The following is a 13,905-nucleotide window of genomic DNA, read 5'->3' as shown; positions in this document are numbered from 1 at the left end:
TCTGTCTTGAGGAATTCTTGTGGACTCACGTTTGAATGCTTTTCTGGAGCGCGCCGAAACCGTACTTGCGCGCCTTGAGCCCCTGTTGCCGGCGCCACGCCCGAGCATCGACTGGTCGCAATGCCTGGCTGCGCGCTGGCAGCGCGATGGCCGTAGCGGCTACCTGCTGCCGCTGCAGGTCAGCCTCGACATGCGCCTGTCCGACCTGATCGGCGTCGATCAGCAGCGCGAGCAACTGGGGCGCAACACCCGCCAGTTTCTCGATGGCATGCCGGCCAACCACGCATTGCTGTGGGGCTCGCGCGGTACCGGCAAGTCGTCGCTGGTGCGCGCACTGCTGGCCGAGCATGCCGAAGCCGGCCTGCGCCTGATCGAAATCGAGCGCGATCACCTGGCCGACCTGCCGCGGGTGGTCGAGCAACTGCAGAAACTGCCGCAACGCTTCGTGTTGTTTTGCGATGACCTCTCGTTCGAAGCCGGGGAGGGCGACTACCGGGTGCTCAAGAGCGTACTCGATGGCTCGCTCGAACAGGCGCCGGATAACGTGCTGCTGTATGCCACCTCGAACCGCCGCCACCTGGTGCCGGAAAAACAGAGCGACAACGAAAACTGGAAGATGGTTGACGGCGAGCTGCATCCCAACGAAGCGGTGGAGGACAAAATTGCCCTGTCTGACCGCTTCGGCCTGTGGCTGTCGTTCTACCCCTTCACCCAGGAGCATTTCCTCAACGTGGTCGAGCACTGGATCACCCAGCTGGCGCAGAGCGCTGGCCTGGCCTGGCGCCGCGACGAGGAGCTGGACATTCTCGCCGTGCGCTGGGCAACCGGTCGCGGCAACCGTAACGGCCGTTGTGCCTACCAGTTCGCCCGTTATTGGGTGGGACTGAAACTGTTGGAGCAAAAATCATGATCGACCTCAACGCTACCGGCGCCGGCCTCGAAGGCTACGGTCTGCTGGCGGCACAACTGGAAGCCCTGCTGGCCGATGAGCGTGACTTCATCGCCAACGCCGCGCAGTTTTCGGCGTTTCTCTACAGTCAGGTCGAAGACCTGAACTGGGCCGGCTTCTACCTCAACCGCAACGAGCAACTGCTGTTGGGGCCATTCCAGGGGCAGGTGGCCTGCGTGCGCATCCCGTTCGGGCGTGGTGTATGCGGCGCGGCTGCGGCCAGCCGGGAAACCCAGCGGGTGGAAGATGTGCACGCGTTTCCCGGGCACATTGCCTGCGACAGTGCATCGAACAGCGAGTTGGTGATTCCGCTGGTAAAGGATGGCCGATTGATTGGCGTGCTGGACCTCGACAGCCCTAAGCTTGCCCGTTTCAGTGAAGTGGATCAGGCGGGGCTGGAGCGTTTGGCGGGGATTTTCCTGCGACTGACCGATTGCTGACGAGCGCTTTGCACTCGATCGCTGGCAAGGCCAGCTCTCACAGGTCTTGTATGTAGCGAACCTTGTGGGAGCCGGCCTTGCCGGCGATTGGGTCAATTAGAACTCAGTCGTAGATGACCTTTTTCTTCCAGTCTTCGGTGGTATCGGTCTTCAGGCCTTCGGTCAGGGCGTTGGTTTCGTCCTCGGCCGGTTCCAGCTGGCTCAACACCTGGGCATTGGCGCGGGCCAGCAGCTTCTCCATGTATTCCAGTTGTTCGCGGTAAATCACCGGGTCAGGCTGCTTGCGCAGGTATTGCACGCCACGCTCGAAGGCCAGGCGCGCGTGCCCCGGCTGGTTCTGTTGCAGCGCCTGCTGGCCGAGGTTGTTGAAGAACTCGATGTGCAGCAGCACCAGGATGTGGCGAATTTCCTTGACCCAGTACTTGGCCTCGTTGGTCGGCAGGAAGCCTTCCTGGGCGGCGCGGGTGATCTGGTTGTGCATGCCTTCCAGCAAAAAACGCACATCCTTGGCCCGGGCTTCGGTCTGGATCGGCATCGGCGGGTTGTTCACCGGCAGTGCTTCACCTTTGGCAATCAGCCCTTCGAGTTCGGCGATCCGTGCGCGAATATCGCGGCTGTGCTTGTCCAGGGCCAACTGGCGCTGGTTGAGGTTGAGTTCCAGGCGGGTCAACAGCAACTTGAGGGCCGGGGTCATCAACTGGCCAGGAAAGGTTTCGGTGATTTCGCCACAACGGCGCAAACGTTCGGCCAGCTCGATCTTCAGCCGGGCACGCTCGAGCTTGTTGTTCTCGACCACGTTGTTCAGGTAGCCGATCACGATCAATAACGCGATCCCCGCTACTATAAGCAGGGTGATCAGAAGTGGTGTCACCGTTAACGCCTCATACAGGATGATTTACTGTTTGAGTGTAGTGGCTAAGCTTTTAGCCGGATAGAGCTGTTTGGCGGTTGCCCGGGGGCGATTGATGGCCTTTTGCTGGTAGATCGCCGTGGCTGCTGGGCCGAAGGCGGGTAGGGCGTCAGAAAATAATCGTCAAGCCTCAGGCGCGCGTTGCCCTGGCGCAAGGCTGCAAAGCGCCGGGAAGTCATTGATTTAAATAAATTTATACAGAGGGGTTGACGGCTTATCAAAGCATCCCTAGAATGCGCGCCACTTGCAGCGTAAAGCACACAGCGGAACGCGGCAGGGAGTGAATGTTGTAGCGTGTCCCCTTCGTCTAGTGGCCTAGGACACCGCCCTTTCACGGCGGTAACAGGGGTTCGAGTCCCCTAGGGGACGCCAATGCGGGAATAGCTCAGTTGGTAGAGCACGACCTTGCCAAGGTCGGGGTCGCGAGTTCGAGTCTCGTTTCCCGCTCCAGTTTACAAAGGCTTTGCTTAACGGCAGGGCTTGTAAAAACCCAGCGTCAGATCTTTATGGTTTGAGTTGGTAACTGAAGCATGCATTGCATGTTTCGGGCGTCGTCCCCTTCGTCTAGTGGCCTAGGACACCGCCCTTTCACGGCGGTAACAGGGGTTCGAGTCCCCTAGGGGACGCCATTTTTGCGGGAATAGCTCAGTTGGTAGAGCACGACCTTGCCAAGGTCGGGGTCGCGAGTTCGAGTCTCGTTTCCCGCTCCAAATATGGTGCTCCAGCGTTTGATAACGCTGTAGTGATGGAACAAGGGCGTCAGTGCTTGTTCTTGCCGGTCCGGCCGGTCGCTACAAATTTGCGGGAATAGCTCAGTTGGTAGAGCACGACCTTGCCAAGGTCGGGGTCGCGAGTTCGAGTCTCGTTTCCCGCTCCAAATAAAGAAACGCCGTTCGTTTGAACGGCGTTTTTTTTCGTCTCGATTTTATCCGCTGTCTGCGTGCGGCAGGGCTGTTGTCAGCCCTGCGCAGCTTCATCGCTTAATGCTTGCTGTCGTCGTCCGACATGCTCAGCAGCTGTTTTTCCTGGTTCCAGTCGAAGGGTTCATCATTCTGCTCGGCCTCGAAGCGGCGCTCTTCCAGTTCCTGGTACATGTCCAGTTCGTTCTCCGGCATGAAGTGCAGGCAGTCGCCGCCAAAGAACCACAGCAGGTCGCGCGGTACCAGGTGCGCGACCTGTGGATAACGCTGGATGACCTGGCACATCAGGTCCTGGCCAAGATAGGTGCTTTCCGGGTCGACGGGCAGTTGCAGCATCAGATCGTCGAAGCGCTCCAGAAACAACGCGTGGCTTTCTTCCGGCACCTGCTCGGCTTCGCCCAGGGCAACCAGGATGGTGCGCAGGTGGGTGAGCAGGGCGAGATGGTATTCCAGGCGATCGGTAGCCATGCAGGCAGTCCTCTTGAGCAAAAACGGGCGCGGGAGTATACGGCTCCCGGCGCCCGATGTCCCGGCCCTTAGCGAATCTTGCCGTCGGCCGGTAGCAGTTGCTCCTTGTCGAAGGCATCGACATCGATCACCCGCCGGCGTGCCGACTCAGCGGCATGCAGGCTTTGCGCCTCACTGGCTTGCAGCACGCCAGCGTGCAGCGCCGCGTCGATAGTCGACTCGCCTGGCGCAGGGTCAACCTGGCCACTCTTGACGGCCTGGTGCAGTTTTTTACGCAGCGGCGCGCCGGCGCTGAGTAAATCGCAGGCCTGTTGCAGGGCGGCAACCGGGTCGCCGTCCGCTTGCGGCCGATAACAACCGGCAAGCAGCTCCTCCAGCGCCGGGTCACCCTTGGCGCGGCCGATCAGTTCGGCAATCTCCGCGTCCAGTTCGTCGCTGGGCCCGGTATGCCGGCGGCCGAAGGGGAACACCACCAGGCGCAGGGCGCAACCGAGCAAGCGGTTGGGGAAGTTGTCGAGCAAGCGGTCCAGGGCTTTTTCGGCTTGGCCAAGGCTCTCCTCCAGGGCCCAACGCAGCAGCGGTTGCAGGTACTCGGGCGAATTCAGGTCGTGGTAACGCTTGAGCGCCGCCGAGCTGAGGTACAAATGACTGAGCACATCGCCCAGGCGCGCCGACAAACGCTCGCGACGCTTGAGTTCGCCGCCCAGGAGCATCATGCACAGGTCGGCGAGCAAGGCGAACGCCGCCGCCTGGCGATTGAGGGCGCGGAAGTAACCTTGGCTTAACGCGTCGCCCGGGACTTTCTCGAAATGGCCCAGGCCCAAGCCGAGCACCAAGGTACTGGCAGCGTTACCGACGGCAAAACCAATATGCTGCATCAGCAGGTGATCGAACTCCTTGAGCGCCTGGTCGTGGTCTTCGCGACTGGCCAGGGCCATTTCCTTGAGTACGAACGGATGGCAGCGAATCGCCCCCTGGCCGAAGATCATCAGGTTGCGCGAGAGGATGTTGGCGCCCTCGACGGTGATGAAGATCGGCGCGCCTTGCCAGTTGCGTCCCAGGTAGTTGTTCGGGCCCATGATGATGCCCTTGCCGCCGTGCACGTCCATGGCGTGCTGGATGCATTCGCGCCCGCGCTCGGTGAGGTGGTACTTGAGAATCGCCGACAGCACCGAGGGTTTTTCGCCCAGGTCCACGGCCTTGGCGGTGAGCAGTCGCGCACTGTCCATCAGGAAGGCGTTGCCGCCAATGCGCGCGAGGGATTCCTGGATACCTTCGAAGGCCGCCAGCGGCACGTTGAACTGCTCACGAATCTGCGCGTACTGGCCGGTCACCAGGCTGGTGTACTTGGCTGCACCAGTGCCCACGGCTGGCAAGGAAATCGAGCGGCCCACCGACAGGCAGTTCATCAGCATCATCCAGCCCTTGCCGAGCATGTCCTGGCCGCCGATGAGAAACTCCAGCGGCACGAACACATCCTTGCCGCTGTTGGGGCCGTTCATGAACGCCGCGCCCAGGGGCAGGTGACGCTTGCCGATTTCGACGCCGGGGGTGTCGGTGGGAATCAGCGCGAGACTAATGCCCAGTTCTTCTTTATCGCCCAGCAGGTGTTCGGGGTCGTAGGCCTTGAAGGCAAGGCCAAGCAGGGTCGCGACCGGTCCGAGGGTGATGTAGCGCTTTTCCCAGTTCAGGCGCAGGCCGATGACTTCCTCGCCTTGCCACTGGCCTTTGCAGATGATCCCGGTGTCGGGCATGGCGCCAGCATCGGAGCCGGCCAGCGGACCGGTGAGGGCGAAGCAGGGGATTTCGTCGCCGCGGGCCAGGCGCGGCAGGTAGTGATTGCGCTGCTCGTCGGTGCCGTAGTGCAGCAGCAGTTCGGCCGGGCCGAGGGAGTTGGGCACCATCACGGTGGAAGCAAGGTCGCCGCTGCGGGTCGCCAGCTTCATTGCCACCTGCGAGTGGGCGTAGGCCGAAAAGCCCTTGCCGCCGTACTCCTTGGGAATGATCAGGGCGAAGAAGCCGTGGCTCTTGATGTGCTCCCAGGCCGCGGGGGGCAAATCCAGGTCCTGGCCAATTTGCCAGTCGCTGACCATGGCGCAGAGTTCTTCGGTGGGGCCGTCGATAAAGGCTTGTTCTTCTTCAGTGAGTTCGGCCTTGGAGTAGCCGAGCAGGGTGTTCCAGTCCGGTCGGCCGCTGAACAGCTCGCCGTCCCACCACACGGTGCCGGCGTCGATGGCTTCGCGTTCGGTCTGCGACATTGGCGGCAAGGTGCGCTGGAACCAGCCGAACAGGGGCGCGGTGAGCACTTTGCGGCGCAGGTCGGGGAGCAGCAGGGGCGCGGCGACGGCGGCCAGCAGCAGCCAGAAAATCGTCAGCAGCCAGCCTGGGGCGTGGCTGAAAATGCCCATCGCCAGCAGGTACAGGGCAACGATGCCCAACGCCGGCAAGGCGGCGATGCGACGGTGGGCCAGGTAAGCCACGCCGATCACCAGGACCACTAACCACAACAGCAACATAGGAATTCCTCCGTGAAACATCGGGGCATTTCGCCATCCATCGAAGCTTAGACCGCATCGGCTAAACGGCTTGTCTGAACAGTGACAGGACATGACCTCAGGAGTTCGCCTGCACGCCAAACGATTGCCAGCGCGAGCGCCTGGAGTAGACTGGGCGACCAGCCAAATCATCAGGGAAACGACATGCTCAAGATCTGGGGCAGGAAGAATTCGTCGAATGTCAGGAAAGCACTGTGGTGCGCCGCAGAGCTTGGTCTTGAGTATGAGTCGATCGATGCCGGTGGCGCCTTCGGCCTGGTCAACGAGCCGCAGTACCGGGCGCTGAACCCCAACGGCCTGGTGCCGATGATCGAGGACGACGGCCTGGTGCTGTGGGAGTCCAATGCCATTGTGCGCTACCTGTCGGCGCAGTACGGCTGCGAGTCGGGCTGGTATGAGCAGAACGCACGCAAGCGTGCCGAGGCCGACAAGTGGATGGACTGGGTTACTTCCTCCCTGGCCACGCCGTTCCGGCCGTTGTTCTGGGGCATCCTGCGCACGCCTGCCGATCAGCAGGACTGGGTGGCAATCAATGCCGCACACAAGACCTGCGCGCAGTTGCTGTCGATTGCCGACCAGGCCCTGGCGCACCAGCCGTATTTGTCTGGCGACAAGCTGGGCATGGGCGATATCCCCCTGGGCTGCTTTGCCTACGCCTGGTTCGAGATGCCCATCGAGCGCCCCGAGATGCGCCACCTGCGCGCCTGGTATGAGCGCCTGCAAGAACGTCCGGCCTATCAGGCGGCGGTGATGACGGCGCTGACCTGATTGACGGTTACCGGGAAAGTGCGGTCAAGCTGATAGTTAATATCGATACACATGACTGTACTTGTCTGGTCTGCACAAGCACCATGCTCCTATTCACTGCGGCTGGCCTCGCCCGGCCGCGTCTAGAACCTTCCACACTGGTACGCGACCCGCTATGAGTTCTGCTCTGTCCATAAGGCAGCTAACCAAAACCTACGGCAACGGTTTCCAGGCCCTCAAGGGCATTGACCTGGATGTCGCCGAAGGTGACTTCTTCGCCTTGCTCGGCCCCAACGGCGCCGGCAAATCCACCACCATCGGCATCCTCTCGACCCTGGTCAACAAGACCAGCGGCAGCGTCAACATCTTTGGTCACGACCTCGATCGCCAGCCCGCCGCGCTCAAGCGCTGCATCGGCGTGGTGCCGCAGGAGTTCAACTTCAACCAGTTTGAAAAGACCTTCGACATTGTCGTCACCCAGGCCGGTTACTACGGTATCCCGGCCAAGGTCGCCAAGGAGCGGGCCGAGCAGTACCTGACCCAGTTGGGCCTGTGGGACAAGCGCGATGTGCCGTCGCGCTCGCTGTCGGGCGGCATGAAACGCCGCCTGATGATCGCCCGCGCGCTGATCCACGAGCCGCGCCTGCTGATCCTCGACGAGCCGACCGCGGGTGTGGATATCGAGCTGCGCCGGTCGATGTGGAGCTTTTTGACCGAGCTCAACCAGAAAGGCATCACCATCATCCTCACCACCCATTACCTGGAAGAGGCTGAGCAGTTGTGCCGTCACATCGGCATCATCGACCACGGCACCATCGTCGAGAACACCAGCATGCGCGCCTTGCTGAGCAAGCTGCATGTCGAGACCTTCCTGCTCGACCTCAAGCAGGACCTGCCCCAGGCGCCAAACCTGGTCGGCTATCCGTGCCGCTTGATCACCCCGCACACCCTGGAAGTGCAAGTTGACAAGGAAGTGGGCATTACTGCGCTGTTCGGCCAGCTGGCGCTGCAGAACATCGAGGTGCAGAGCCTGCGCAACAAGACCAATCGTCTCGAGGAGCTGTTCGTGTCCCTGGTTGAGAAAAACCTGGCAAAGGTGGCGGTATGAGTTCGGAACTGAGCGCCAACCTGGTCGCCCTCAATACCATCGTCTACCGCGAAGTACGCCGTTTTACCCGGATCTGGCCGCAGACCCTGCTGCCCCCGGCGATCACCATGGTTTTGTACTTCGTGATTTTCGGTAACCTGATCGGCCGGCAGATCGGCGACATGGGCGGCTTCACCTACATGGAGTACATCGTCCCGGGGCTGATCATGATGTCGGTGATCACCAACTCCTACGGCAACGTGGTCTCGAGCTTCTTCGGCAGCAAGTTCCAGCGCTCGATCGAGGAACTGATGGTGTCGCCGGTGTCGCCGCATACCATCCTCGTCGGCTACACCCTGGGCGGCGTGTTGCGCGGCTTGGCGGTAGGGGTGATCGTCACCTTGCTGTCGCTGTTCTTCACCGACCTGCAGGTTCATCACCTGGGCGTGACCATTGTCGTGGTGCTGCTGACGGCGACAATCTTCTCGCTGCTGGGCTTCATCAACGCCGTGTTCGCCCGCAACTTCGATGACATCTCGATCATCCCGACCTTCGTGTTGACGCCGCTGACCTACCTGGGCGGGGTGTTCTACTCGATTACCCTGTTGCCGCCGTTCTGGCAGACCGTGTCGATGGCCAACCCGGTATTGCACATGGTCAACTCGTTCCGCTACGGCATTCTCGGCGTGTCGGACATCCGCATCGGCGTCGCCATCAGCTTCATGCTGGTCGCCACGGCAGTGCTGTATATCGGCTGCGCGCGGTTACTGGTCAGTGGGCGAGGAATGCGCACCTGATTGTTTGACCTTGCGCCGGCGCCACTGCCTGCCGACCCACCAGCGCCAGTAGAGCATGGTCAGGCAGTAGGCGAGGGCGCCGAGCAGCACGCCACACACCACTGAGCCGAGCAGGAACGGCTGCCACAGGGTCGACAGCTGGTCGGTGATCCACTCGAAGGTCAGTTCTTCAGGCAGGGTGCGTGGTGGGATCTGCATCAGCCAGGCGCCCATCTGGTAGGTGCAGAAGAACACCGGCGGCATGGTGATCGGGTTGGTCAGCCACACCAGGCTGACCGCGATCGGCATGTTGCCGCGGACCATGATCGCCAGGCTTGCGGCCAGCAGCATTTGCATCGGAATCGGAATGAAAGCGGCGAACAGGCCGACAGCCATGGCGCGCGCAACCGAATGCCGGTTGAGGTGCCAGAGGTTGGGGTCGTGCAACAGCCGGCCGAGAAAGCGTAAGGATTTGTGTTCCCTGATGCTGGTCGGATCGGGCATGTAGCGTTTGAAGAGACGACGCGGCATGTGGGGTCTCGGCAATCTGAAGGGTGCCAGTATGCACGGATTCTAAAAGTGCCTTATTCAGACTTTGTGACAATTATTTAGCGAGCGGTTGCCGTCACTGATCTAAGCCTCAGGGGGTGGTTTACTTCTGGAGCTTCACGCTTATGCGCACAGGGATGTTGGCGCTTGCACTCGGGCTGCTCAGCCTCGGGTTCCTGCCGGCTTTGCCGCCCGTCTGGACACTTGTCCTGCTGGCAATTGCCGGGCTTTGCTGCCTGCCTACGCGGCTGTGGCCCGCCGGGCTGTTTCTGCTGGGCTTGAGCTGGGCCTGTGTCTCGGCGCAATGGGCGTTGGATGAGCGCCTGGCGGCGCAGTTCGATGGCCGTACCCTGTGGATAGAGGGCCGGGTTACTGGTTTGCCGGAGCAGGGTGCGCGCTCGGTGAGGTTCGAGTTGAGCGATGCCGAGTCGCGCCCGGGGGCAATTGCCAAGGCGCATGCAGCTCAGCTGGTTCGGCGGCCCGGCGGTCAATAGCAGTGAATACTGGCGTTTGGCAGTCAGCCTCAAGCGCCCCGCAGGTTTGCTCAATCCTCACGGCCCGGACCAGGAGGCCAACCTGTTGGCCCGGCGCATCGGCGCCACCGGCAGCGTCAAGGCCGGCGAGCGGCTGCTGCCGGCAACGGCGGCCTGGCGGGATGATCTGCGCCAGCGCTTGCTCAGCGTTGATGCCCAGGGCCGGGAGGCGGCGCTGGTGGCCTTGATACTCGGCGATGGCGGCGCTCTGGCGCGCCAGGACTGGCAAGCGCTGCAGGCCACCGGCACGGTGCACTTGCTGGTGATTTCCGGCCAGCATATTGGCCTGTTGGCCGGGCTGGTATACGCCTTGATTGCCGGGCTGGCGCGCCTGGGCTGGTGGCCGCAACGGCTACCCTGGCTGCCTTGGGCCTGTGCGCTGGCCTTTGCCGCAGCACTGGCCTATGGCTTGCTGGCCGGGTTTCAGGTGCCGGTGCAGCGCGCCTGCATGATGCTGGCCATGGTGCTGCTCTGGCGCCTGCGCTTTCGTCACCTGGGTGTCGGGCTGCCGTTGTTGCTGGCGCTCGATGCAGTGCTGCTGTGGGAACCATTGGCCAGCTTGCAGCCGGGCTTCTGGCTGTCGTTCATGGCCGTGGCCATTCTGATCTTCACCTTCAGCGGCCGCCTTGGCGCCTGGAACCCCTGGCTGGCCTGGAGTCGCGCCCAGTGGTTGATCGCCATCGGCTTGTTGCCGGTGCTGCTGGCGCAAGGTTTGCCGGTGAGCCTGACGGCGCCGCTGATCAATCTGCTGGCAGTGCCGTGGATCAGCCTTGCGGTGTTGCCAATGGCGTTGCTCGGCACTGTGTTGCTGCCGGTGCCGCTTCTGGGGGAAGGCTTGCTGTGGCTTGCCGGCGGCCTGCTCGACGGTTTGTTTCGCTTGCTGGCGCATGTGGCGGTTTGGCAACCGGCCTGGATCCCAGAACCATTGCCGTTCTGGGCCTGGTTGCTGGTGTGCCTGGGGGCATTGCTGGTGTTGTTGCCGCGTGGCATACCGATGCGGGTGCTGGGCTGGCCATTGTTGCTGTTGGCGGTGTTTGCGCCCCGGGAGCGCGTTCCGCAGGGGCAGGTAGAGGTCTGGCAGCTGGATGTCGGCCAGGGGCTGGCCTTTGTGCTGCGCACCCGGCACCACGCCATGTTGTATGACGCCGGCCCGGCCATGGGCGATTTCGATCTGGGCGAGCGGGTAGTGCTTCCCAGCTTGCGCAAGCTGGGGGTAAGCAAGCTCGACCTGATGTTGCTCAGCCACGCCGACGCCGATCACGCCGGGGGCGCCCGCGCCGTGCAGCGCGGGTTGCCGGTGCTGCGGGTGCAGGCTGGTGAGGCTGCGGCCTTGCCTGAAGTGCTGCAAGCGCAGCCGTGCAGCAGCGGCGAACGCTGGCAGTGGGACGGGGTGAATTTTTCACTGTGGCAGTGGCAGGATGCTGGCGACAGCAACCAGGATTCCTGTGTGCTGCTGGTCGAGGCAAACGGCGAAAAACTGCTGCTCACCGGCGATCTCGATGCCCGTGGCGAACGGGCCTGGGCGCGGGGCTGGCAGGCGACCACGGTCGACTGGCTGCAATCGCCCCATCACGGCAGTCGCAGCTCCTCCAGCGAGGCCTTGTTAAAGGCTACTACCCCGCGCGGCGTGCTGATTTCGCGCGGGCGCTACAACGCCTTCGGGCATCCGCACCCGGAGGTCATGGCGCGCTATCGGACGCATGGTATCCAGGCCTATGACAATGTCGACCACGGTGCCTTGCGCCTGCGCCTGGGTGTGTTCGGCGAGCCTGAGGGGTTGCGTGCCCAGCGGCGTTTCTGGCGTGAACCGAGATGACGACCTTCGGCAGATGAGCCCCCTGGGGTCCTATGGTAAAGTGGCGGACTTTTTCGAGGGGATGCTTACTGTGTGGGAATTGGTCAAGTCCGGTGGCTGGATGATGCTGCCGATCATTCTGAGTTCCATCGCTGCCATGGCGATCGTCGCCGAGCGTCTCTGGACCTTGCGCGCCAGCCGGGTCACGCCACCGCACCTGCTGGGCCAGGTGTGGATGTGGATCAAGGACAAACAGCTCACCAGTGACAAGCTCAAGGCCCTGCGCGCCGATTCGCCGCTGGGCGAGATCCTTGCCGCAGGCCTGGCCAACTCGCGCCATGGCCGCGAAATCATGAAGGAATGCATCGAAGAGGCCGCAGCGCGTGTCATTCACGAGCTGGAGCGCTACATCAACGCCCTGGGCACCATCGCCGCCATGGCGCCGCTGCTGGGCTTGCTCGGCACCGTGCTGGGCATGATCGACATCTTCAGCGCCTTCATGGGTACCGGCATGACCACCAATGCCGCAGTGCTCGCCGGCGGTATCTCCAAGGCACTGATCACCACCGCGGCCGGCCTGATGGTCGGTATTCCATCGGTGTTCTTCCACCGTTTCCTGCAGCGTCGTATCGACGAGCTGGTGGTCGGTATGGAGCAGGAAGCGATCAAGCTGGTCGAAGTGGTGCAGGGCGACCGTGATGTCGACCTGGCCGAGGGCAAGGCGTGAAATTCCGGCGCAAGCCACGGGAGACCGTGGACATCAACCTGGCCTCGCTGATCGACGTGGTGTTCATCCTGCTGCTGTTTTTCGTGGTCACCACCACCTTCACTCGCGAAACCCAGTTGCGTGTCGAGCTGCCGGAGTCGGTCAGCGGCGCGCCGGCACCGGATTCGGAGCTCAAGCAACTGGACATCACCATCAGCGCCGACGGCGTCTATTCGGTGAACAACCACCTGTTGCCCAAGAGCGACCTGGCGACCCTCATTGAAGCCCTGCAGCAGGAATCCGCAGGGGACACCAAACTGCCGTTGTCGATCAGCGCCGACGGCAAGACCCCGCACCAGGCGGTGGTGACTGCCATGGATGCGGCCGGCAAGCTCGGTTTCAGCCAGTTGCGCATGACCACGGTCGAGGCGACTCAGGGGACGCCCTGATGGCCTTTGCCGATCGTCTGCTCGATGCCTGGTACGCCGGGCATCCGGCCCTGGCGCTGCTGCGTCCGCTCGAAGCCCTCTATCGTCGCGTGGTGCTGGGCAAGCGCGCGCGCTTTCTCAGTGGCGAGAGCCCCAGCTACCGCGCGCCGGTGCCGGTCATCGTGGTGGGCAACATCACCGTCGGCGGCACCGGCAAGACACCGATGATCCTCTGGTTGATCGAGCATTGCCGCCAGCAGGGCCTGCGTGTCGGCGTGGTCAGCCGTGGCTATGGCGCCAGGCCGCCACAGTTGCCGTGGCGCGTGCGTGCCGAGCAAAGCGCGGCTGAGGCGGGTGATGAACCTTTGCTGATCGTCCAGCGCAGCGGCGTGCCGCTGATGATCGACCCGGACCGTTCGCGTGCGGTTCAGGCATTGCTGGCCAGCGAGCCGCTGGACCTGATCCTGTGTGACGACGGCATGCAACATTACCGCCTGGCCCGCGACCTGGAGCTGGTGTTGATCGATGCCGCCCGTGGCCTGGGTAACCGCCGCTGCCTGCCGGCCGGCCCCCTGCGCGAGCCGGTGGAACGCCTGCAGGACGTCGACGCGGTGCTTTACAACGGCGCCACGACCGACCGCGAAGACGGTTTTGCCTTTGCCCTGCAACCTACTGCACTGGTCAACCTGCGCAGTGGCGAGCGCCGTGGCCTCGACTTCTTTGAGCCAGGCCAGGCCGTGCACGCGGTGGCCGGCATTGGCAACCCGCAACGTTTCTTCAATACCTTGCAGGGGCTAAACTGGCGACCTGTGCCACACCCTTTTGCCGATCATGCCCAATACAGCGCCCAGGCCCTGAGCTTCAGCCCTGCGCTGCCCCTGGTCATGACCGAGAAGGACGCGGTCAAATGCCGCGCCTTCGCTGCCGACGACTGGTGGTACCTTGCGGTCGATGCTGTGCCTTCGCCGGCCTTCAAGGCCTGGTTCGACACACAGCTTGCACGCTTGCTGCCCGGGTCGCGGCCCTCCTGATTCGTTTCTTT

Annotated in this window: 12 protein-coding genes, 5 tRNA genes and 1 pseudogene; 14 read left to right on the top strand and 4 right to left on the bottom strand. The window is 62.7% G+C overall.

The features are described from left to right. Window positions 1–19 precede the first annotated feature (19 nt). Together ACZ9A3_RS16090 and ACZ9A3_RS16085 are read left to right on the top strand one after the other, a co-directional pair. Window positions 20–910, top strand: coding sequence for an ATP-binding protein (locus ACZ9A3_RS16090; protein ID WP_045195206.1), 891 nt, complete (start codon window positions 20–22; stop codon window positions 908–910). Then, window positions 907–1,389, top strand: a complete 483-nt coding sequence (locus tag ACZ9A3_RS16085; RefSeq protein WP_093380555.1) for a GAF domain-containing protein — start codon at window positions 907–909, stop codon at window positions 1,387–1,389. The genes ACZ9A3_RS16090 and ACZ9A3_RS16085 overlap by 4 nt, the downstream gene beginning before the upstream one ends. A 103-nt stretch (window positions 1,390–1,492) precedes the next feature. Here the strand turns inward: ACZ9A3_RS16085 and ACZ9A3_RS16080 are convergent, their stop codons facing one another. After that, window positions 1,493–2,260 (bottom strand): hypothetical protein, encoded by a 768-nt coding sequence (locus tag ACZ9A3_RS16080; protein WP_045195204.1) that lies wholly within the window; start codon window positions 2,258–2,260, stop codon window positions 1,493–1,495. A gap of 335 nt (window positions 2,261–2,595) precedes the next feature. Here ACZ9A3_RS16080 and ACZ9A3_RS16075 point away from each other — a divergent pair. The 5 genes from ACZ9A3_RS16075 to ACZ9A3_RS16055 all read left to right on the top strand — a co-directional run bounded on the left by ACZ9A3_RS16075 (window position 2,596) and on the right by ACZ9A3_RS16055 (window position 3,176). Then, window positions 2,596–2,671, top strand: a tRNA-Glu gene (locus ACZ9A3_RS16075). A 2-nt stretch (window positions 2,672–2,673) separates the two neighbouring features. After that, a tRNA-Gly gene (locus tag ACZ9A3_RS16070) sits at window positions 2,674–2,749 on the top strand. A gap of 103 nt (window positions 2,750–2,852) precedes the next feature. Continuing rightward, a tRNA-Glu gene (locus tag ACZ9A3_RS16065) sits at window positions 2,853–2,928 on the top strand. Window positions 2,929–2,933: 5 nt separating this feature from the next. Then, a tRNA-Gly gene (locus tag ACZ9A3_RS16060) sits at window positions 2,934–3,009 on the top strand. 91 nt (window positions 3,010–3,100) lie between these two features. Further along, window positions 3,101–3,176, top strand: a tRNA-Gly gene (locus tag ACZ9A3_RS16055). Between the two features lie 103 nt (window positions 3,177–3,279). Here the strand turns inward: ACZ9A3_RS16055 and ACZ9A3_RS16050 are convergent. Both ACZ9A3_RS16050 and ACZ9A3_RS16045 read right to left on the bottom strand, forming a co-directional pair. Further along, window positions 3,280–3,687 carry a PA2817 family protein gene (locus tag ACZ9A3_RS16050; RefSeq protein ID WP_045195203.1) on the bottom strand — a complete coding sequence of 136 codons (408 nt, stop codon included), beginning with the start codon at window positions 3,685–3,687 and terminating at the stop codon, window positions 3,280–3,282. A gap of 68 nt (window positions 3,688–3,755) precedes the next feature. After that, window positions 3,756–6,203: an acyl-CoA dehydrogenase gene (locus tag ACZ9A3_RS16045; protein WP_476252908.1), complete on the bottom strand. Its 2,448-nt coding sequence runs from the start codon at window positions 6,201–6,203 to the stop codon at window positions 3,756–3,758. A gap of 183 nt (window positions 6,204–6,386) precedes the next feature. Between ACZ9A3_RS16045 and ACZ9A3_RS16040 the strand changes: the two genes are divergently transcribed. From ACZ9A3_RS16040 to ACZ9A3_RS16030, 3 genes are all read left to right on the top strand, one after another. Then, a complete protein-coding gene (locus ACZ9A3_RS16040) occupies window positions 6,387–7,010 on the top strand; it encodes a glutathione S-transferase (RefSeq protein ID WP_093380561.1) in 624 nt (207 codons plus the stop codon). A gap of 154 nt (window positions 7,011–7,164) precedes the next feature. Next, window positions 7,165–8,097, top strand: coding sequence for an ABC transporter ATP-binding protein (locus ACZ9A3_RS16035; protein ID WP_045195197.1), 933 nt, complete (start codon window positions 7,165–7,167; stop codon window positions 8,095–8,097). Next, window positions 8,094–8,873 carry an ABC transporter permease gene (locus ACZ9A3_RS16030; protein WP_045195195.1) on the top strand — a complete coding sequence of 260 codons (780 nt, stop codon included), beginning with the start codon at window positions 8,094–8,096 and terminating at the stop codon, window positions 8,871–8,873. The genes ACZ9A3_RS16035 and ACZ9A3_RS16030 overlap by 4 nt, the downstream gene beginning before the upstream one ends. Here ACZ9A3_RS16030 and ACZ9A3_RS16025 read toward each other — a convergent pair. Then, complete coding sequence (locus ACZ9A3_RS16025; RefSeq protein WP_045195193.1) at window positions 8,841–9,383, bottom strand: DUF2062 domain-containing protein; 543 nt, start codon at window positions 9,381–9,383, stop codon at window positions 8,841–8,843. The genes ACZ9A3_RS16030 and ACZ9A3_RS16025 overlap by 33 nt on opposite strands. A 143-nt stretch (window positions 9,384–9,526) precedes the next feature. Between ACZ9A3_RS16025 and ACZ9A3_RS16020 the strand changes: the two are divergent. From ACZ9A3_RS16020 to lpxK, 4 genes and pseudogenes are all read left to right on the top strand, one after another. Further along, window positions 9,527–11,750, top strand: a pseudogene (locus tag ACZ9A3_RS16020) (DNA internalization-related competence protein ComEC/Rec2). Between the two features lie 70 nt (window positions 11,751–11,820). Then, entirely contained in the window at window positions 11,821–12,456 is a 636-nt protein-coding gene (locus ACZ9A3_RS16015; RefSeq protein WP_176794233.1) for a MotA/TolQ/ExbB proton channel family protein, read from the top strand. Beyond that, window positions 12,453–12,884 (top strand): ExbD/TolR family protein, encoded by a 432-nt coding sequence (locus tag ACZ9A3_RS16010; RefSeq protein WP_476252907.1) that lies wholly within the window; start codon window positions 12,453–12,455, stop codon window positions 12,882–12,884. Before ACZ9A3_RS16015 ends, ACZ9A3_RS16010 begins: the two co-directional genes overlap by 4 nt. Continuing rightward, window positions 12,884–13,894 carry a tetraacyldisaccharide 4'-kinase gene (gene lpxK, locus ACZ9A3_RS16005; RefSeq protein ID WP_093380565.1) on the top strand — a complete coding sequence of 337 codons (1,011 nt, stop codon included), beginning with the start codon at window positions 12,884–12,886 and terminating at the stop codon, window positions 13,892–13,894. The genes ACZ9A3_RS16010 and lpxK overlap by 1 nt, the downstream gene beginning before the upstream one ends. Window positions 13,895–13,905 lie beyond the last annotated feature (11 nt).

This window comes from Pseudomonas sp. TE4620 (genome assembly GCF_056279045.1).
Note: the sequence above shows the minus strand (reverse complement) of the source record. Positions and strands in the feature narration are given on the sequence as shown.

Bases quoted from the DNA above. Each gene is read 5' to 3' on its own strand.
- lpxK (WP_093380565.1), top strand. From the start codon at position 12,884: ATGGCCTTTGCCGATCGTCTGCTCGATGCCTGGTACGCCGGGCATCCG.
- ACZ9A3_RS16040 (WP_093380561.1), top strand. From the start codon at position 6,387: ATGCTCAAGATCTGGGGCAGGAAGAATTCGTCGAATGTCAGGAAAGCA.
- ACZ9A3_RS16085 (WP_093380555.1), top strand. From the start codon at position 907: ATGATCGACCTCAACGCTACCGGCGCCGGCCTCGAAGGCTACGGTCTG.
- ACZ9A3_RS16025 (WP_045195193.1), bottom strand. From the start codon at position 9,383: ATGCCGCGTCGTCTCTTCAAACGCTACATGCCCGATCCGACCAGCATC.
- ACZ9A3_RS16050 (WP_045195203.1), bottom strand. From the start codon at position 3,687: ATGGCTACCGATCGCCTGGAATACCATCTCGCCCTGCTCACCCACCTG.
- ACZ9A3_RS16035 (WP_045195197.1), top strand. From the start codon at position 7,165: ATGAGTTCTGCTCTGTCCATAAGGCAGCTAACCAAAACCTACGGCAAC.
- ACZ9A3_RS16030 (WP_045195195.1), top strand. From the start codon at position 8,094: ATGAGTTCGGAACTGAGCGCCAACCTGGTCGCCCTCAATACCATCGTC.
- ACZ9A3_RS16045 (WP_476252908.1), bottom strand. From the start codon at position 6,203: ATGTTGCTGTTGTGGTTAGTGGTCCTGGTGATCGGCGTGGCTTACCTG.